We start from the raw sequence: 18,877 nt of genomic DNA on the forward strand, positions 1-18,877 counted from the left end.
TCAAGTCTTTGATGGTTCAGTGGTTGGAGATGGTCGCGGTTTTCGTACTTTGTTTACAATGTAAGTGATCAAGGCTATCAATACAACAAGACCTATACTGGCCAGCAGACCTCTTCTGCTGGCTTTTTCCATAGCCGTGCCAGCTACTGCTGCAAGTATAAGGACCATGGCGATCCATACTTTGATCCGATTCCAACTCGTTGGCTTCATTTTCTTGATATACGTGATGCAAATCAAAAGCCAGGTATACATTAATACCAAGCTGCCTGCGGTTGTTACATATTCGAATAGGCTCTTAGGCATCCATAATGCCAGGAGAGTAGAAAGGATTAATCCGGCCGCAGTGCATCCTAATGCATACAGGGGCATGCTCTTGTTTCCCCAAGTCTTCGTAAACATCTTCGGTGCATCTCCGTCCTCACCCAATTTAACCAGCATGGATGTAATCGCATAGATTGATGCAACCATCGTGGAAAACCCCGCGATAATCAAAATTCCGTTGAGAATATGAACCACGACCGTAAACCCAATCGATGACATCGCTTTGACGAGAGGACTCTCATCTGGTGTTAATTTAGCAGCGGGGACCAGTAGCAGGATCAAGGCAATCGCCACAACATACAGCGTACTGACGGTTAACAACATCACTCTGCCTGACTTCACAGCGTCCTTAGGTTCTTTCAGCTTGGCTGCCATTAAACCCATGACCTCAATCCCGGCAAAGGCAAAAAAAGCATAAATAAACCCGGTCCACACGCCTTTTATTTTGTGAGGGAACCATTCATTCGTTATTTTCTGCGGTGTAATCTTTACATCTAACCAGCCAAGACAAGCCGCTGCTGCAATCCCGATAAAAGCAACCGTTGCAGCTAGCTTGATTACGGCGAGCACATTCTCCGTTTGGGTTAACCCTTTGGCTCCCAATGCGGCGATGAACAATCCAATGCATGCATATACCGCAACGAACACCCATAATGGAAACTTGGGAAACCAAAATTGAGAGAACAATCCAAGCGCCGTTAATGAACTCCCCATGATCAGCATTTCGGAAGACCAATACATCCATCCACTTCCAAAACCGGCCCATGGGCCGAACGCTTCCCCGGCATATGTTCGGAAAGCCCCTTCCTTCGGATCTTCTGCCGTCATCTGAGCCAATGCTCCAAAAACAAAGTAGGTCCCCGCAGCAGCCAGCACCAAAAGTACAAGCACGGATAAACCGGACCAATGAATAGCCAGACTTGTTCCGAGGAAAAATCCGGTTCCTAGCGTACATCCTGCTCCAAATAAGGAAAGACTAATCCAGCTCAGTTTATCTTCTTCTTTTTGATGCACATGACTTTTCATATGTATCCTCCTTCATGCGTACCCCATTACGGTTTACATATGATGGATTTTTTATGTCATTAAAGTAAAAAAGAAAATGAAACTGACAATAGATTTAGTTTACATAATAATAATCTCGTTAACTAATGGTGTTACTGTTGATACATCAATGCTTTTGGAATAAAACAGTAGTAACACTTTTAAGCTTCTATCATTAATGAAAACCCTTCGAACTGAAAAACAGTTTGAAGGGTTTCTTGTTAGTTCCTGAGAACAAACTTCTCGTTTGTTAAGGCGAATCTGTCGGTGGATGTTCTTGTAGCTAATAACCTACATAATGAAGGTTCTATTTGTTGCCGAACAATTGTTGAAGCTCAACCATCTCTATCTGGGCTTCCGGTTGGAATTCCTCACTTCTCACATATTGTGCAAGGCTGTAAAGCAATTGCCGCCCTTCCGTTTGGCTAATCAATTTATCATAATTTAGCGCCCCAACCAACAGCTTGCCTTTTCCAACCTGGCATTCAAACAGCAGCCCCAGCTTATGATTACGTTCAAAATTATCGATAGTTTGAACGAAAGGCTGAACATTCGCGGCAACCTTATCCAAAATAATAGACCGTGAATTCATGACGATATGCCACCAAGGATACGTGGAATGCGTCTCACTTGGGAAGTGCTTCAATGCTGGATGCGCGTTATCGATTAGAAGACCAAGCGTGCCGACCGGCACTTGCTTGTTCATGCTTTCCGAAATGGATCGGAACATCGGATAACACCAGAAATCGGTACAATATGTGCCTTCGATTGAATTATCGTTATCCTCGAGTGTTGGAAGCAGAAGCACACTCTCCCCTTTTTCCAGCAAGCTAATGACTCCATTGGACAATTCCTTATAAATATGGTCATGTTCAATAGCTGTCACATCATGATCAGGGTATACCCATAGGTCATATTGTTTCCGAATATCGGTACCTGGAATATGCAGGGATAGAGTGATTGGCGTCATCTTTTTCACATCTGGCAGCTTGAACTTGATTTGACTTATTTCAAACCAAGTTTCGCCAGAGATAAAGGAAATCTCTTCTTTTCCTCGTGCAAGCAATTGATCCGAATCACGTAATTCCCACACCACAGCATGACCTGTCAATGAATCTGCTCGGTAGTACCTTAATTGAATGTGGGCATTGAAATCTTCTCCTGAATTGTAGTTGTATTTCTCGAATCGGGCCAGAAGGACTGCATCGGAGCAAAACGTCCTCCACTCCTCGGGAGTAATTAACCCTTTCGAATCCATGAAGGCATCCAAAATACCTACCAGTGCTGTCCCCTGTCCACTAAAATCCTGAAGATCAAGCAATTGAAACCCTGCCAGATGATTGGATCGAAATGCCGCCTCAAGCTCCTCCTTATAGCAGTCAACGGCAAGTTTGCCAGAGTTTCTGAAAAAGGGTTCAGCCAGATGTCCCATTCCCTTGGACTGCAATCGTTCCCGAAACACCTCAAAGTTTTTTGCTTTCAACGACCCGGTATACTTCTCGATCTCTTCATAATTCGGATACATGGCATATTGTCCAATTTCATGGGAGATGACGGGCAGGTGTGGAATGAGCTGTTGTTCAACAGAAGCGGCTTTCACGGTCTTGGCCTCCGTGCCATATTGAATTTGAATTTCAGATTCCTCTGCTTGAATTCCCTCATTCTCCGAAACTGTCCCAACGGGCAAGATCATGTCGTCATAATCCTTCAGAGTACCAGGCACGTCGGTTTGCACATGACCCAACGGGGCATCACACATGGCATAGGAGCCGCGGAAAAGTCTATCTTTGGAAAAACGCACACCACAGTAAAAATCTTCTTCCTCTAGAATGTGCGGAGTGAACTGAAAATTGTTTGAACCCTGAGTGTACAGAGGTCGTGGATCAAATGCTCTATACGCTTTGATAATGGCATTTAGTCTTTCTTTGCTTCCCCAAAGTTCATTACCGAGTGACATCATGACAAAAGAAGGATGATTCCCATACGCCTTGAGCATGGCAAAGCCTTCACGAATAAGATAGTCCTGTTCAGCCTGATTATGCTGTGGGTCGAGTTCATCCGTGATTGTACCCCAGAATGGCAATTCAGGCTCCATATAGATGCCAAGCATATCTGCAGCGGTGAACGCTGCTTCAGGCGGACAGCAGGTATGGAAACGATAATGATTTATACCATATGATTTGGAAATGCTCAGGATTCGCAGCCATTCATCCACATCGGTTGGTGCGTAACCTGTAAGTGGAAAGATTAAACCATCATGTTTTCCGCGAAGAAAGGTCTTTCGACCATTGATAGTAAAAGAATCTCCAGCAGCTTCAAAATCTCTCAGTCCTGTTATGATTTCGGTTGTATCCAGCACATCGCCATGTTCACCCAACAGATTAAGGGTCAGCACATACAGATGTGGGTCCGAATCACTCCAGAGCAATGCGTCGTCTCCCATCTTGTAGAGCACATTCACTTCGTCCTGACTGCATGGGTAGGTTTGCTCACTCACCACATGATTTCTGTCTGAAGCTATATATCCATGAGTCTCTTCTAAAAGAGGCTTGAAGGTTTGCGCAGTAACAGACAATACAGTACCTGGTATCGATTTGGACAAAGTACTTGCGATTCTAAAGGATCGCTCTTTCGCATCGGGATAGATCTGTACCTCACCCATATGCACGTCGTGGTAAAAATGAAGCTCCAGCTTCCCGGTAATTCCGTTCCAGTTGGTCTGAGTATCGGCGGATGTAAGATGCCCGCCTTTCGTCGGATAGTCCGTATTATCAACCCGGATGGTGAGGGTGTGTTTTCCCTCCAGTAGTCCTTCCGGCAAACTGTACACATGGGGGGTGTTAAGGCTATCTTGTGTTCCAACTTCTTCACCATCGACCCATAACTTCGTTATACGCGTGCGTTCCAGATACAAACTGCATCTCTTGCTAGCAAGTGTAGCTGGTATATCAATTTCCCGTTTCAGCCATACCCATCCTTCATATGAATATTCATCAGTCAGAGACCCGATGTGAGCCACATCATTCTTCCTACCCTTGCGTGCATGAGAAGTTGTGTTCGGCAGTGTTATAGTGTCTTCAAATGGGCCTTGAACGCCTTGTTTATGTTCATCCAGTTGAAGCTCCCAGCTTCCCTGCAAGTTCATTTTGGTTAACATGATCCCAACTCCTCTATTCCTTTATGTATGTAATCTATTCTTTTAGTTCGTATTACTATTATATAACTGTAACCTTAGTCCACCCATATAATAAAATTTATGCTGAGTATAACAATATGGAAATAATCCAAAGGTTGTCGGTAACAAGTTGTCGCTATAATGACTTGAAAATAAAAAAGTCGCCCAAAGGCGACTAGTGTTACTTATTTGGGTGGTTCTATTCTTATACACAGCTAGATCAGAAAATACCGGCAAAGTTATTCCGATGTATAGACCTCCGATTCCTCATGCAAATCTGCTGGCAAAGCCTGCACAAAAGTTGACCATTTATCCGCCGTGTATAGATGAAGCCGATGCATAGCCCGCGTACACGCCGTATAAAGCAGCTTGCGTTCATTTTCGCGGCCATAGGCTCCAGACGAAGCATCATAGAGCAAGACTGCATCGAACTCGACACCTTTGGCAAGGTACACGGGGATGACCATTACACCTTTCTCGAAGTTGAACGTTTCCTTCGTTACGAGCTGCAACGCTTCACCTCCTTGAATCTGTAACGATTCATGGGCCTTGAGGCTTTCGGCGGCGGTCTTCGTAATAATAGCGATGGAATCAAAGCCCTCGGCTCTTAGCGCAGCGATATCTGCAACCATTTGTGTATTCAGCTTCTCCCTGTCGATGCTTATCGTCAGCAGGGGCTTTAGGCCATGTCTTTCAAAGGGTACAATTTCATCTCCGCCTGGAAGCATCGCTCTTGTAAACTCAACGATTTCCTTCGTTGAGCGATAGCTGCGTACTAGAGAGAAACGGCTTGTTTCAGCTTCACCGTAGAGACGGACTAGTGGTGAATCAGCTGCTGCCAACTTGGTAGCCTGCGTGAAGATCGCTTGCCCAAAGTCGCCCAGCACAGTCATTCGGGCACGGGGAAACAACTTTTTGAGATATTCATATTGAAATGTTGAATAATCCTGACCCTCATCAACGAAGACATACTTGATTTCTGTGTTCGTCCGGACACCTTCAATCAGTTCTTTTACATACAAATAGGGAGTCGCATCCTCATGAAACAACTCGTTCCGGAGCAGAGTTTCCTTGGTTTGAATGCATATCTCAGGCCATAGCGATGGGACAACCTCAGTATTTGTTTTCTGCCGGTAAGCTGCTTCGTCAACAAACAATTCACCATATATACCTTTGATATCAACAAACGCGAATTTCTTGACACTTTTTCTTAGTGGGCTAAAACGTTCTTTCACGATCTTACGGCCGAGCAGCTCCTCCTCCTTCTGGGCAAAGTCAAAGTCACCTTCGTCTTCTCGGCGCTTTTTGCTTATTTTCTCGCGAATTTGGGCGTACTGTTCCGCGATATCGAATACTTCCTTATCTTTATGCAGCACTTCGAAGACATCCGCATACTGATCAGTGTCGAGATAATTCAACTCTTCCTGTACCCACGACTCTTCACGTTCCTTGCGTTCCAGAGAAGCCAGCTCTTTCAGCAGCCATTCCTGCAAGAGTACAACGCGATTTAGCAAGGGTAGGGACCGATCATAACCGTAAAATTTGGCTTTCATTTGCTCTGCAGTAATCAAATCACGGTTCCGAAACCGAATGCTGTTGAATCGCATACCTTCCTGTCCCAACCAATTTCCATAGTTCTGCAAGGCCTGCAGAAAAGCATCGGAAGCTTTATATTCGATCCCCTGAAGCCGAGCCTCATAGCCCGGAGCTTCATGCGAGGTCAGTACATATTCAATCTGATCAAAGACATCCTCTGGACGCAACGAAGAGCCAAGCCAATAGTCGAGGAATTGTTGAAAAGTAGTCTGCTGCATGTTATCTTCGCCGAGCTCCGGAAGGACAGTGGAAATATAACTGCCAAACATCGGATTTGGTGAGAAAAGGACGATCTGATCAGCGCTGATCGTCTGGCGATGTTTGTATAGTAAGTACGCCACCCGCTGCAAGGCTGCGGAAGTTTTACCGCTACCGGCTGCTCCTTGTACGATAAGCATTCGGCTTGTGTCATTACGGATAATGGCGTTTTGTTCCTTCTGTATGGTTGCCACGATACTTTTCATTTGTGAATCTGCACCTTTGCCGAGCACTTGTTGCAACAATTGGTCTCCAATCGTTTCGTTAGCATCAAACATATTGCGGATTTGTCCGTTATGGATCTGAAATTGCCGTTTGAGCTCCATTGTGCCATCGATTCGTCCAATCGGCGTCACATAGGACGCTATGCCGGGGGAAGAGTCGTAATACATGCTCGCGATCGGTGTACGCCAATCATAGATCAGAAAGCTCAAACCGTCTTCGTCCATAAAAGAAGATACGCCGATATAAATCTGATCGGTGAGGGCCAGACCTTTCTCCTGAAAGTCGATACGGCCAAAATAAGGGGACGGGAGCAAACGCTTCATGTTGTTCCATTGCTGCATCAACCGTATGTGACCACGTTCCCGCTCGGCCAGTACCGCAGACTGCTGGTTAATGGTATAGAAGGTCTCTTCGAAATCTTCGTGGGTGCTGGTATTGATCGTCACCTCTTCCCAAAAGCGCTTGCGAATTTCCGAAGCCTGGTCACGCATTCCGGCAACCTCTGGCTCCAATTCTGTGATTTTGGCCTGCAGTTTGTTCCTTACAGACTCCAGACGTTCCTGTTCCAGTTGCCAATCTTTTGATTGCATCTCTCCGAACCACTCCTTTTCCTATTTTTGGGATGAAAAAGAGCATTGACAAATCAAAATTCCAGATGTAAAATTAAAGTAGGGATAAAAACAAGTACATACTTTGATTTTGTTTGTCAATGGCGCTAACGATTATATCATAGCGTTATTTTTCGTTCAATTCTTTTTTTGTTTACCAAAAGATGGCCTTTGAATTCACCAGAGGTCATCTTTTTTCATGTCTATTGGGTCACCCTCCCCCCGCTTTCCCTAACCGGACAAATGAAAGCACATAATGACAGGTTCTTGGATCAGTCTTCATCTATTATAGGAATCAAGGAGTGGTTAATCGTATGAACTGGATCGAATCATTACAGCTAGCTATTGCATATATGGAAGAACATTTACTCGAAAATATGACTATGGAGCAAATTGCAGCTCAAGCCCATATTTCTCCCTTTCATTTTCAACGTACGTTTGCCCTATTAACTGATGTTACGGTAGCCGAATATATCAGACGAAGACGGTTAACATTGGCAGCCAATGAACTGATACAGAGTGATTACAAAATCATTGATCTGGCGCTCAAGTATGGTTATGACACTCCTGAATCTTTCTCCAAAGCCTTTCGTAGACAGCACGGAATTGCCCCCAGTGAAGCACGTAAGAACAGTACCTCTGTCAAATCGTATAATCGTTTGGTTATTCAATTAAGTCTAAAAGGAGCAGAACCAATGAATCACAGAATTGTTGAACAAGCGTCGTTTACATTAGTAGGGATAAAGCAGGCTTTCTCTTATATTGATGGGGAAAACTTACGAGGCATAGGCAAGATGTGGCAGGATGCATATAAGAGCGGTACAGAAGATCGTTTATTTGAATTGAATAATGGTGTAATCCAAGGGTTGCTTGGTGTATGTGTGGATCAGAACGAAATTCAGGAGAAGCAGATGGAATATTGGATTGCTACGGCTTATGATGGCGAAGTACCTGAAGGGTTATCATCATTCACAATTCCAGCTTCCAAATGGAGTGTCTTTGAAGTTGAAGGTCCGATGCCAGACAGTATGCAGCGTTTATGGAAGCAGATTATTTCTGAATGGTTCCCTTCCAACCCTTACGAGCATGCGGGTATACCTGAGCTTGAAGTATATCCAGGACCTCACCAGCCACCTCAAATCTGGATACCGATAAAATAAAGAGTATTATAGTATCCGTTCTTGCCCTCCATTTGGACAAGAACGGTATTCATCTCCTTTGAACGCTTACTTCATTTTCACGATGACCTTTCCTTTGGCACTTCCACTTTCAAGATACCGAAACGCTTGCCTGGCATCCTTGAAATCATAAACCTTATCAATCACGGGTTTGATGAGACCTTCCTCCAAGTAACTCTTTATTCGCTCTAATTGCATCCCGCTTGGTTTCATAAACAGGAAATGATATCTTGCTTGGTTTTTCTTCTCAAGAGTTGTAATCTTGTGGCTCACAATCGATAGCAATGTTGTCTTTAACCAGCCCAAGTTGGCTTCTCGACCGAATCTCGCGTTCGGCAAGCCTGAAACAGATACCATATTTCCATTTGGCTTTAGTACTTGAAAGGATTTTTCTAGTACCTCGCCTCCTATCGTGTCATACACGGCATCATATCCCGACAGCATTTCTTCAAAATTCTCTTTACGATAATTGATGATACGATCCGCGCCAAGGGATTGGACCAATTCGTATCCTCTATCGCTGGCAGTAGTGGCAACATAAGCTCCCATTAATTTGGCCAATTGGATGGCAAACGTGCCCACTCCTCCTGATCCTGCGTGAATTAATATTTTTTGGCCTTTCTGAAGGTTCAAAATATCGTAAAAGGCTTGATATGTCGTAAGACCGACCAGTGGTATGGATGCTGCTTCTTCAAAGTTTAAATTTTGGGGCATCAGCGAGATATCTTCTTCATGGACAGCAATGTATGCAGCCAAAGTTCCAATTCGGTCTTTACGGGGTCTGCCATATACCTCATCTCCAGGTTTATAAGCGTTCACCTGTTTACCCACCTTGACCACAACACCGGAAAAATCATTTCCAAGGATCAATGGCATCTTGTAATTCAGCAGGAGCTTTACCTTGCCCTCTTTTATTTTAAAATCAATTGGATTTAAGCTTGCTGCATGGATTTCCACCAATACATCATGATCTCCGATCTGAGGAATAGGCATTTCTTTCCGTAACAAGGGAACATCTTTCCCGTATTTCTCAATTACCATGGCCTGCATTTAAATCACTCCATTGCGTTTATAAGTTTAAACATATAAACACATTATATCTAACACGTTAAACAAATCAAGTATTATATCGAGGTATCCATCCTGTCAGAACTGCCCCACCGTCAGGGTGGTTGCTTACCATAAGCTCGCCTGCATGTTGCCTCATCATTCGTTGTGAGATCGTTAATCCTAATCCACTGCCCCCAGTTGCACGACTTCTGGAAGCTTCCCCACGATATAGGGGTTCAAAAACGCGCTCTAGTTCTTCGGAAGAGAAACCTGGTCCGGTATCCCGTATTATAAACCTAATGTTGTTGCCATCTTTCCAGCATTGGACCGTTACTTCGCCACCTGTAGGTGTGTATCGAACAGCATTTTCTAAAACGTTGTTCATCGCACGCTCCAATACATGAGAATCTCCGCTAATGAAACAACCGTCTGTTAATTCTTTTAAGATAGAAATATGTTTCTGCTCAGCTAGCGGGCTCAAACTGTCAATCGACTTTCGAAGGATGTGCGTCAAATCTAGCTTATGAGTTTTAAGCTCATTGTCCAAGTACTCCATTTTTGTATAAGTGAAAAGGTCTTCAACCAATCGATCCAATTGGGCAGATTTCTCTTTACATACGGCAATATATCGGGCGACCTTCTCCGGTGACTGAGCTATCCCTTGTTCCAATCCATCCAAATAACCCCGCAAGGCAAACAACGGCGTGCGCAAATCATGTGCAACGGCAGCGATGACAAATCTGCGTTCTTCCTCCAGCTCCACTTGTTTTCGGTGGGATTGCTCGAGTCCTTTTACCATAACATCGAATCCATCCCGGACTTCGGCAATTTCCGTAATTCTGGAGTTAGGTAACTGCACTTCCCAATGCCCAGCTGCAATTTGTCTGGCTGCCTTGCTCATTTTCTCAAGCGGTTTAAGAAGGAACCTTCTCATTTCAACTCCAACCACAAAGAAAGCAAGCAGCAGCCCAAAAAATGCCGCAAGCATTGGAACTCCATTGGATTTAGGAAGATAAAGAACCACTCTTCCCCGTAATTGTCCATCTTTTATGACAGAAAACTGTTCAGTAGACGATAATCTACTATGGTGCTTTTGGCTGGAACGATAAATTTCCGAATTGGACGCAGATTCAATCACCACATCCATCTTTGCTTTGCTCAGCTCGGTGTGAAGTTCGTTTTGCCAAACGGTACTCGCCCATTTATCCGTACCAACTTCAATCATGTGGATCATCTCGCTGAGATGCTTTTGCAGCGTTTCATTTTGCTGTTGGTTTGCTGAGATGCTAAACGTCTGAGTATCCATAAAGTGAGCCGTGACAAAGAAGATCCAAGGCATCGTAAGCAAAAAGAATAGGCAAAGCATAGTAAAAGTCCGAATGCGAAGTTTTCTCATGCTACACTCCCTCAAAGCGGTATCCTACTCCCCATATGTTAATGAGGAATTGTGGATGGTTTGGATCGGATTCAATTTTTTCGCGAAGTCGGCTAAGATGGACCCGAATGGTATGTCTGTCGCCCACACCCTCCCAAAACTTTGCAAGCAACTGTTCATAGGAAAAAACATGTCTCGGGTGTTCAGCAAATAATCGCAGTAACTCATATTCTTTAGGTGTAAGCTCGACTTTTCCCCCTTCGACCAGGACTTCTCTTGCAGTCAGATTTAACCGGATGCGTCCATAATCCAAGATCTTCCCTTCCATGGGTTGCCTGGAAGTAGTGCGCCGCAACACGGCTTTCACTCTGGCAACAATTTCCCCAGGCGAAGCCGTTTTGACGATATAATCATCTCCTCCGAGCGTAAGGCCACGGATCTTATCCACATCATCACTGCGAGCACTCAAGAAAAGGATTGGAACATTGCTTTCCCCTCGAATTCGACGGCATAGCTCAAACCCATTTTGTCCCGGCATCATAATGTCCAGAACAATGCAATCTATGGAATGCTGTTGAAGTATGGTCCACGCTTGTTCCGTATCACAAGCAGTCTTTACGTGAAAATGGTCATTCTCTAGAAAGTCTCTTAATAGTTCGACGATACTTAGGTCATCATCTACAACAAGTATCGTATGATATTTACTCATGTCTATCCCACCTCTGCCATCTAGTTTACCATTTTTTCTTCCATTACCAAGACGAGGCTGTAATCTGTGATGATTTGTTTATCGTTTTGTGACCTTTCTACAACTTCCTTTGAGACATTCATTTGTTATGATTCTACCTGTTAGCAAGGACGACCCGCATCCCATTTTGTCCATTCGAATGGCTAAAGGAGAAATTGACGTGAAGGAATATCACTTGCTGAAAGATATTTTGACCAAATTATGATAAGGGGGATGGGTTAATGATAACTGTTCAAATTGTTTTATTTGACGGCTTCGACCTACTGGATGCTATTGCACCTTACGAAGTATTTTGCGCCGCTTCCACACATATGGACAACATGTTAAAGGTAGAACTGGTCACGGCTGAAGGACCAAGATCAGTTACTAGCGGTATGAACGGATTGACCATTGAAGCGCACGACACACTGGACCCGGAACGTGGGGGTATCATACTTGTGCCAGGCGCAGCCGGCGATGTAGAAGGAGATGGTCCAGACTCGATTCCAGTTATTCTGGGCAAAGCCATGAATACGGGATTGACCAATAAGATCAAGGAAGCTTTCGAACGCAAAGACGTCGTAATCGCTACGGTGTGCGGCGGTTCCCTTTTGTTAGCCATGGGAGGAGTCCTGGAAGGCAGACATGCGGTAACACATCGTTTGGGTATGGATTTACTTGGTGCAACCGGGGCAATTCCAGTCCCGGCACGCGTAGTGGATGATGGTAACTTGGTTACCGGTGGCGGTGTGACCTCGGGACTCGATGTTGCGCTATATCTGGTCGAACGTGAACTGGGACCACGTATTGCACACGAGATAGAGCAATTGTTTGAGTATGAGCGAAGAGGAACCGTTTGGAGTGCAAAAGGCATTGTACCCAGCACTCACAAGTCGTTAACGGACAATGAACCAAGCATTGTATTCAATCAAACGATAGGAACCTCGGAGATATTGCAAAACGAGAAAACAAAGATATCCTTCTTTGACGGTAATTGGAATACAACAATCAATACACCAGTTGGTAAACTGGAAGTCGAGCTCTATATAAAGACAAGTACCGATGTGATCCAGGGCACGGCTACACAAGGTGATGAAACAATCGCTTTTTTGAACCCTGTACTCTGCGACAACAAGTTGACCTGGACCCTGCCGATTACCAAACCCATGCGTTTGAATCTGAAATTCGAAGTTACCGTGGATGAAGATCAGATGAGCGGAACCGCTAAGGCTGGCCTTCTTCCTTCTTCCAAATTAACGGGAAAACGAATAAACTAGCCTTGTTGTCTATGTTCACAAAAGGAGTCTCGGGGGTTGCATAGGTAGATATGAAGAAACGAGGAAGACTGTACGGATGGCTAGGCTGCGTCACTATTTTATTTATTGTGTACGCTTTAGTGAAGAACTATTGGATAGACCCAGAAGCCTCAGGCTTTTTAAGCCATAAGACAGGTTTGAAGCGTGAGCTTCATCTTCCGATCTGGCTGAATGTCATGTACGTTCATGTTGCGTTTGCATGTTTGGCGATGGCGTCTGGATTGCTCAACTTCTCTAGTTGGACTTTGGAAAAGAGCCGCAGGTTCCACCGTATAAACGGTTATGTTTATATTGTGTCCGTTGCGCTTGTTGTACTGACTTCCGGCTATATGGCACCTTACGCTACTGGAGGGAAAATAAGCAGTATTGGTTTCAATGCGCTTAATATCATCTGGCTATTCATTACAATTACCGCTCTCATTCAAATTAAACAGAAACGAATGATCCAACACCGGAACTGGATGATTCGAAGTTATGCCTTTTGCTTCACGAACATGTTGATTCATCTCATCACTTCCCTTTTTCATCTGGGTTTTGGGTTGGTTTATGCTACAAGCTACACTATAAGTATTTATGGCTCTGTTGCTTTGCTGCTAGTTATTCCAGAATTCATCATCAGAATGAACTTCAAATTGAAAACAGCCCCCGAATAATCTTTCGGAGGCTGTTCTGCATTCTAGCTTTAGTAGAACAAGTAAGAATGCAATGGTGATCCTTGTCTGCTCTATTTCAATTCGTCAGACTTGCTTTTATCTTATTCCAGATCGGATTGTCAGCCGTACCGCGTGCAGGCTGCTCTCCTTTTTCAATGGCATCCCAATACTTCCAGTCGGGCTTCGCGCTACCTAATTCATAATCCATACCATCCCACGTATCTTCGCGAAATGCATAGAACGCCCAATGCCATCCGTACTCATTAAAGATAGATATCAGATCCGCAATGTACCGGTCTGCACCTTGAACCATTCGATTCGTTCCAAATTCGGAAGCTATAATCCGGTTCGCAGGTATGTTATGATCAGATGCCCATTTGGCGACAGGTCCGACAAATTGTTTCAGCGTCTGACGATTAAACTCTTTTTCAGACTCATCATCTCCAACCTTTACGATCCCCGGATATGAATACGTAAATCCTTTTTTCTTGTTCTGGCTTGTCATCTCATAAGGCTCATACATATGAAAAGCATACAGCACGTTAGGATCATCAATCGGCTTCAGATACGTAAAGGCCCAAGGCGTTGCGTAGAGCCCCGAATCCACAATGATGGGCGTTGTCTGGTCTACCGTCCGGATCTCTTTGGTTATCGTGTCATAGAGTGAATTCAGATCAGCTGCGGTATGTTCTACTTTGGCATACCACTCCGAATAATCCTGCGTCCAAAAGTCATGAAAACCCGTACCCGTTTCCGGATGAGGTTCATTAATCAGATTATAGCCGATAACGGCAGGATGATTCTTCAAACGTGCTGCAAGATCCTTCCAAAACTCAGCGGCCTGTTTGTGATATTCAGTATCATTCCAGATCCGATCATCATTCTTGGCCCCGTTGAACTGCCGCCAGCGATCTCCCGGTAAGCTAAGCACTGTAATAATCACTTTCATCCCTTTAGCCTCGGCGGCGTCCAGATCTGCTTTGAGTCGGGCAAAATCCGCATCCACGATACCTTCGTACTTATCCGAGCTGCCTATCAAAAAATCTGCGTTGATATTGGCATCTGGCTTGTCGTTAAACAAAAAATCTCGATCCTTACTCCACTTATCGGGTGCAAGCCGTACAAACTCTATGCCCTGTTCCTTGGCTGCTTCATAGTTGTCAGGAAGAGTTGTGGAGTTCATAAAATTGGTCCCTTTTCGCTGTTCATTCCAATAGCTCATTTTCTCCGAAGGAACAGCCTGCTTCTCCTCCTGACTGCTGTTCATCCCTGAAATCTCCAATGGCTTTGGAGAAGCTGAGTTAGAACTGCATCCAGCTAGTGCAACCAATATGGCCGCCGAGAGTAAGACATTTTTTCCGATGGGCCAACTCGATTTGGTTGATATTTTCTTCATGGTCAATCACCTCGATAGCCATCTTACCCGTTGTCTGTTACGCCAATATGACAATATGTTCTATTATCCAATCGGTGTTCCGTCAGACAGCTCGATATCTGGTTTTAACAGAACGACATCCCCTTTTTCGGGTATTCCTCCCAGAACCAATACTTCTGATTTAAACCCGGCTATCCGGCGCGGTGGAAAGTTGACTACCCCTATGACTTGTTGTCCAACCAGTTTCTCGGCTGCATATCTTTTGGTAATTTGTGCACTAGACTTTTTTATTCCAATTTCTTGTCCAAAATCAATCTCAAGTTTGATCGCAGGCACTTTCGCTTCTGCAAAAAACTCAGCTTTTTTAACGGTTCCGACGCGAATATCCAGTTTCAAAAAATCATCAATGGTAGCCATATATATTCTCCTCTTCTACTTGTTTTATGGATACAATAGTTGTTATAAATTCACATTAAGTTCGAACTTCAGGAACGGCGTAACGCCAGGATTTTGCCCCAAAAAATGCCCCCATGCCGAGTACAGTCATCATCCCACCTATAAACTGAAACAAAGAGATGGTTTCTCCCAGAAATACAAAGGCGAGTATGATCGCAAGAACAGGCTCTCCAATAATGCCTACAGAAACCGTCGTTGCTCCTAAAGATTTCAATAATAGATTAATAAGAAATTGACCAAAAATGGTTGGGATTATGGCAAGTAACAAGAAATACATCCAATCTGAAGTATTATATCCGGTCAGGGAGATATGATTGAATAGACTGTAGATAAGCAAGACACTTCCCGCAAGGAAGAAAACAATAACGCTGTACACATTTGCATCGATTTTGTGACTGACCTTTTGTCCAGCAAGCATATATGCCGAAACCGCAATTGTACCTAGTAAAGATAATCCATCCCCAACCAACGCCTCTCTAGATACCCCGATGTCACCCCATGCGATAATAACTGATCCTGCAAGCGCTGTGACCAGACATAGTATCGTAACCATCTTTGCTCGTTCCTTGAAGATGAAGTATGACCCGACCATTACAAATAAGGGCTGCAACGATAAAATGACCATGGAACTTGCAACGGAGGTATGCACCAGTGACTCCATCCAGAATAAGAAATGCAATCCGAGAAAGAGTCCGGCTAACAACACAACACTCCAATCTTTTCTGCTCATCTTAAGATTTCGAAGACTTTTCCAAGGTACAAAAGGAAGCATTAGTATTACGGTTATGAACAATCTGTACATCCCAGCTACAGAGGTTGGCGTCTCTGAGGACTTTATCAATATGGAAGAGATCGAGATGGACAAAATGCTGATAAAAAGCAAAAGGTACGGATGAGGCGAATACAACCTTTTATTCATTTTCATACTTACTCCTTTAATATGTTCTATCCAAATTCTGTGCACAGGATTATAGTGATAAAACAAAGATTGGATATAATAATATCATCGTTAATATTTTTATTGTGTAATAATATCGCTATATTATATATAAATATCACCATTTGAAAGGACGCATTTAAATGTCAAAGCAGCTCCACGAGACGATTCTTTTCCCTGATGCTTCATTCCCATACATTATGTACACAGCTAATTCCGAGAAAATTATTCCTGAAGGTAGAGGATTTAATGACTTACATTGGCATGAAGAACTACAGATTACATTGGTTACTCAAGGAAGGTTGGTTATACAGGTAAACGGTGTTGATCATGAGTTACTGGCGGGCCAAGCTATCCTAATTAATAAGGGAGTCCTGCATGTTACAACGCATCTGACTCACAACGGTCAATATGTGAGTTTTAATTTCCCTGAAAAGCTGTTAGCCTTCTACGCAGATAGTGCGATGGACAAAAATTATGTCTTACCTTATACAAACTCTTCACTGGTGTCGCTGGTAATCAAGGGTGATGTAGAATGGCAACAGATTGTGCTAGATATGTTATGGGATATGAAAAAGAGATTTGACATGACAAAAAAGTGGGGTTGGGAATATGAGGTTTCTATCAAGACAGTACAATTGTGGTTAATTTTGATTCATAATATTACGCTTTCCTCCGAGGAGGCGCCCAAATATGTAAAACTTCAGCAAGAGCGCCTTCAACTCATGCTCAGCTTTATCCATCAGCAATATTCAATGAATATCACACTGCAAGAAATTGCTGATACAGCACATCTGAGCATCTCGGAGTGCACCCGGAGTTTTAAGAAGACCATTCATATGACACCGTATGATTACTTAATTAAGTACCGGATCAAAAAAAGCATGGAGTTATTAATTTCAACCGATTATACAGTAACCGAAATAGCTCACAGGGTTGGTTTTAATCATGTAAATAACTTCATTCAGTCTTTCAAAAAACATCAAAACCAAACACCTAAGGGTTTTCGGAATTCGAGTAATGAGATCAAACATCAAAGAAATAATTAGTATGATGCATTTCGTCACTTTTCTTTTAACATGTAAATGCAGGCACAAGCAGCAAAGGCAAGTATACCGCTCGCGGCGCTTGAGATGGAAAAAGCTCTTACATAATCCCCAAGGCCGGCCTCGTCAAGGGGCAAATGCAGTACGGCAGAAAACAACATGCTGATCATCGCCACACCCAATGTGTTCGCCAAATACATAAAGGTTGTGAACAGCCCTGATCCGGTTCCTGCCGAGGCCGCTGGCACGCGATTCAAGATCGTATTGGCGAGTGGGGTTGTGGCCATGCCCAGACCAAGCCCGTACACCAAGAGAATCAAAATATTGTGGTAATGGAATAAATGAACGGCATCCGTATGCAAAGACCACATCAGTAAAAATACACTTCCACCCATGGTAAGTGTACCTGCTTTCAATACCGCATCTCCCCACCTTTTCACCATCCGCGAGGACAATAATGAAGTGGCGAAAAATCCAAGGCCTAGCGGCAAAAAAACAAGACTGGTTGATTGAACATCCAATTGTAATCCCACCTGAACATAATAATTTAAGATGAAGAAAAAAGAGAACATGCTCAGATATACAACGATTTCTGTGATAATACCTATCCGAAACGAATCTATTTTGAAAATGGATAGCTCCATTAACGGCGTGCGTCCTGCCTCTTCCCTCCGTTTCTGCCGAAGCACGAATAGGAATAGCAGCAAGAGTGAGCTAAACACACAGCCCCAAGTCCATAACGGCCATCCTGATTTTTGCCCGATCGTTAACGGATAAATGAGCATAAGCAAGCCGAACATGACCACAGCCGTGCTGAGCCAGTCAATACTCTGCCTGTAATGTCCCCGAGATTCGGGAATGATACGGAGTCCTGCTAGTACAAGCAATCCTATTGGCACATTGCATAGAAAAACGATCCTCCAGCCAAGATTGAACAGGTTCCAGTCCACTAATATGCCGCCTAATATGATACCAAGTGTAAAACCTACACCGATAACAGCACCATAGATGGCAAAAACAAACCCTTTTACGCTCTCCGGAAAGCTGCTCTGTATAATCGACAAAACCTGGGGTTGGATCATCGCTGCAGATAGACCCTGGATGATACGAATGGCAATGAGTATCGTTGGATGAGAAGCCAGGCCACCGAGCAGACCCATCAGGGTGAAGCCTAATACGCCAATCCATAACATGCGTTTTCGACCATATATATCCCCAAGTTTCCCACCCAGAATCAATGCAACTGCAAGTCCTAACGAATATCCAGAAAAAATAAGCTGGGCCTCGCCAAAGCTTGCTTTTATGCTGGATTGCATCATTGGAAGAGCCACCTGTATCATATAATTGTTCAACGAAATCAGCAGTGTTGGCAACAAAATCAGAATTAGAGCCATCCAGCGGCGCGGGTCCACCTGTGGTGCTGGATATGCTTCACTTGTAACTGTAGCAGTTGATTTATGCATGATTATGATCCTCTCCTATCCTTCTCCAATTGATAATAATTATCAGTTATTGGTGAGAGAGGGTCTACCTGCAA

At 43.9% G+C, this 18,877-nt stretch carries 14 protein-coding genes; 4 read left to right on the plus strand and 10 right to left on the minus strand.

Features of this window, described 5'->3' with window-relative positions:
* The 3 genes from DC345_RS20800 to helD all read right to left on the minus strand — a co-directional run bounded on the left by DC345_RS20800 (nucleotide 1) and on the right by helD (nucleotide 7,209).
* Nucleotides 1–1,347 carry an amino acid permease gene (locus tag DC345_RS20800; RefSeq protein WP_113054712.1) on the minus strand — a complete coding sequence of 449 codons (1,347 nt, stop codon included), beginning with the start codon at nucleotides 1,345–1,347 and terminating at the stop codon, nucleotides 1–3.
* A 325-nt stretch (nucleotides 1,348–1,672) separates the two neighbouring features.
* Entirely contained in the window at nucleotides 1,673–4,522 is a 2,850-nt protein-coding gene (locus DC345_RS20805; RefSeq protein ID WP_113054713.1) for a glycoside hydrolase family 2 TIM barrel-domain containing protein, read from the minus strand.
* A gap of 257 nt (nucleotides 4,523–4,779) precedes the next feature.
* Entirely contained in the window at nucleotides 4,780–7,209 is a 2,430-nt protein-coding gene (gene helD, locus DC345_RS20810; protein WP_113054714.1) for an RNA polymerase recycling motor HelD, read from the minus strand.
* 332 nt (nucleotides 7,210–7,541) lie between these two features.
* Here helD and DC345_RS20815 point away from each other — a divergent pair, with 332 nt between their 5' ends.
* Nucleotides 7,542–8,387: an AraC family transcriptional regulator gene (locus DC345_RS20815; RefSeq protein ID WP_113054715.1), complete on the plus strand. Its 846-nt coding sequence runs from the start codon at nucleotides 7,542–7,544 to the stop codon at nucleotides 8,385–8,387.
* A gap of 66 nt (nucleotides 8,388–8,453) precedes the next feature.
* Here the strand turns inward: DC345_RS20815 and DC345_RS20820 are convergent, their stop codons facing one another.
* The 3 genes from DC345_RS20820 to DC345_RS20830 all read right to left on the minus strand — a co-directional run bounded on the left by DC345_RS20820 (nucleotide 8,454) and on the right by DC345_RS20830 (nucleotide 11,539).
* Complete coding sequence (locus DC345_RS20820; protein WP_113054716.1) at nucleotides 8,454–9,455, minus strand: NADP-dependent oxidoreductase; 1,002 nt, start codon at nucleotides 9,453–9,455, stop codon at nucleotides 8,454–8,456.
* 67 nt (nucleotides 9,456–9,522) lie between these two features.
* Nucleotides 9,523–10,851, minus strand: coding sequence for a sensor histidine kinase (locus tag DC345_RS20825; RefSeq protein ID WP_113054717.1), 1,329 nt, complete (start codon nucleotides 10,849–10,851; stop codon nucleotides 9,523–9,525).
* A gap of 1 nt (nucleotide 10,852) precedes the next feature.
* Nucleotides 10,853–11,539, minus strand: a complete 687-nt coding sequence (locus DC345_RS20830; RefSeq protein ID WP_113054718.1) for a response regulator transcription factor — start codon at nucleotides 11,537–11,539, stop codon at nucleotides 10,853–10,855.
* A gap of 260 nt (nucleotides 11,540–11,799) precedes the next feature.
* Here DC345_RS20830 and DC345_RS20835 point away from each other — a divergent pair, with 260 nt between their 5' ends.
* Complete coding sequence (locus DC345_RS20835; RefSeq protein ID WP_113054719.1) at nucleotides 11,800–12,834, plus strand: DJ-1/PfpI family protein; 1,035 nt, start codon at nucleotides 11,800–11,802, stop codon at nucleotides 12,832–12,834.
* Nucleotides 12,835–12,884: 50 nt separating this feature from the next.
* Nucleotides 12,885–13,526, plus strand: a complete 642-nt coding sequence (locus DC345_RS20840) for a DUF2306 domain-containing protein (protein WP_113054720.1) — start codon at nucleotides 12,885–12,887, stop codon at nucleotides 13,524–13,526.
* 76 nt (nucleotides 13,527–13,602) lie between these two features.
* Here the strand turns inward: DC345_RS20840 and DC345_RS20845 are convergent, their stop codons facing one another.
* From DC345_RS20845 to DC345_RS20855, 3 genes are all read right to left on the minus strand, one after another.
* Nucleotides 13,603–14,793 carry a glycoside hydrolase family 5 protein gene (locus DC345_RS20845; protein WP_113054721.1) on the minus strand — a complete coding sequence of 397 codons (1,191 nt, stop codon included), beginning with the start codon at nucleotides 14,791–14,793 and terminating at the stop codon, nucleotides 13,603–13,605.
* A 192-nt stretch (nucleotides 14,794–14,985) separates the two neighbouring features.
* The gene (csaA, locus tag DC345_RS20850) at nucleotides 14,986–15,318 is read right to left on the minus strand and encodes a chaperone CsaA (protein WP_113054722.1); all 333 of its coding nucleotides are present in this window, start codon (nucleotides 15,316–15,318) and stop codon (nucleotides 14,986–14,988) included.
* A 55-nt stretch (nucleotides 15,319–15,373) separates the two neighbouring features.
* Nucleotides 15,374–16,282 (minus strand): DMT family transporter, encoded by a 909-nt coding sequence (locus tag DC345_RS20855; protein ID WP_113054723.1) that lies wholly within the window; start codon nucleotides 16,280–16,282, stop codon nucleotides 15,374–15,376.
* 155 nt (nucleotides 16,283–16,437) lie between these two features.
* On the opposite strand from DC345_RS20855, the gene DC345_RS20860 reads away from it, so the two are divergent.
* Complete coding sequence (locus DC345_RS20860; RefSeq protein WP_113054724.1) at nucleotides 16,438–17,343, plus strand: AraC family transcriptional regulator; 906 nt, start codon at nucleotides 16,438–16,440, stop codon at nucleotides 17,341–17,343.
* A 14-nt stretch (nucleotides 17,344–17,357) separates the two neighbouring features.
* Here the strand turns inward: DC345_RS20860 and DC345_RS20865 are convergent, their stop codons facing one another.
* The gene (locus DC345_RS20865) at nucleotides 17,358–18,803 is read right to left on the minus strand and encodes an MFS transporter (RefSeq protein WP_113054725.1); all 1,446 of its coding nucleotides are present in this window, start codon (nucleotides 18,801–18,803) and stop codon (nucleotides 17,358–17,360) included.
* Nucleotides 18,804–18,877 lie beyond the last annotated feature (74 nt).

Source organism: Paenibacillus taichungensis (genome assembly GCF_003287275.1).
In the GTDB taxonomy this organism is placed as follows: domain Bacteria; phylum Bacillota; class Bacilli; order Paenibacillales; family Paenibacillaceae; genus Paenibacillus; species Paenibacillus taichungensis_A.

Coding starts and splice junctions, on each gene's coding strand:
- DC345_RS20800 (WP_113054712.1), bottom strand. CDS start 1,347: ATGAAAAGTCATGTGCATCAAAAAGAAGAAGATAAACTGAGCTGGATT.
- DC345_RS20805 (WP_113054713.1), bottom strand. CDS start 4,522: ATGTTAACCAAAATGAACTTGCAGGGAAGCTGGGAGCTTCAACTGGAT.
- helD (WP_113054714.1), bottom strand. CDS start 7,209: ATGCAATCAAAAGATTGGCAACTGGAACAGGAACGTCTGGAGTCTGTA.
- DC345_RS20815 (WP_113054715.1), top strand. CDS start 7,542: ATGAACTGGATCGAATCATTACAGCTAGCTATTGCATATATGGAAGAA.
- DC345_RS20820 (WP_113054716.1), bottom strand. CDS start 9,455: ATGCAGGCCATGGTAATTGAGAAATACGGGAAAGATGTTCCCTTGTTA.
- DC345_RS20825 (WP_113054717.1), bottom strand. CDS start 10,851: ATGAGAAAACTTCGCATTCGGACTTTTACTATGCTTTGCCTATTCTTT.
- DC345_RS20830 (WP_113054718.1), bottom strand. CDS start 11,539: ATGAGTAAATATCATACGATACTTGTTGTAGATGATGACCTAAGTATC.
- DC345_RS20835 (WP_113054719.1), top strand. CDS start 11,800: ATGATAACTGTTCAAATTGTTTTATTTGACGGCTTCGACCTACTGGAT.
- DC345_RS20840 (WP_113054720.1), top strand. CDS start 12,885: ATGAAGAAACGAGGAAGACTGTACGGATGGCTAGGCTGCGTCACTATT.
- DC345_RS20845 (WP_113054721.1), bottom strand. CDS start 14,793: ATGAACAGCAGTCAGGAGGAGAAGCAGGCTGTTCCTTCGGAGAAAATG.
- csaA (WP_113054722.1), bottom strand. CDS start 15,318: ATGGCTACCATTGATGATTTTTTGAAACTGGATATTCGCGTCGGAACC.
- DC345_RS20855 (WP_113054723.1), bottom strand. CDS start 16,282: ATGAAAATGAATAAAAGGTTGTATTCGCCTCATCCGTACCTTTTGCTT.
- DC345_RS20860 (WP_113054724.1), top strand. CDS start 16,438: ATGTCAAAGCAGCTCCACGAGACGATTCTTTTCCCTGATGCTTCATTC.
- DC345_RS20865 (WP_113054725.1), bottom strand. CDS start 18,803: ATGCATAAATCAACTGCTACAGTTACAAGTGAAGCATATCCAGCACCA.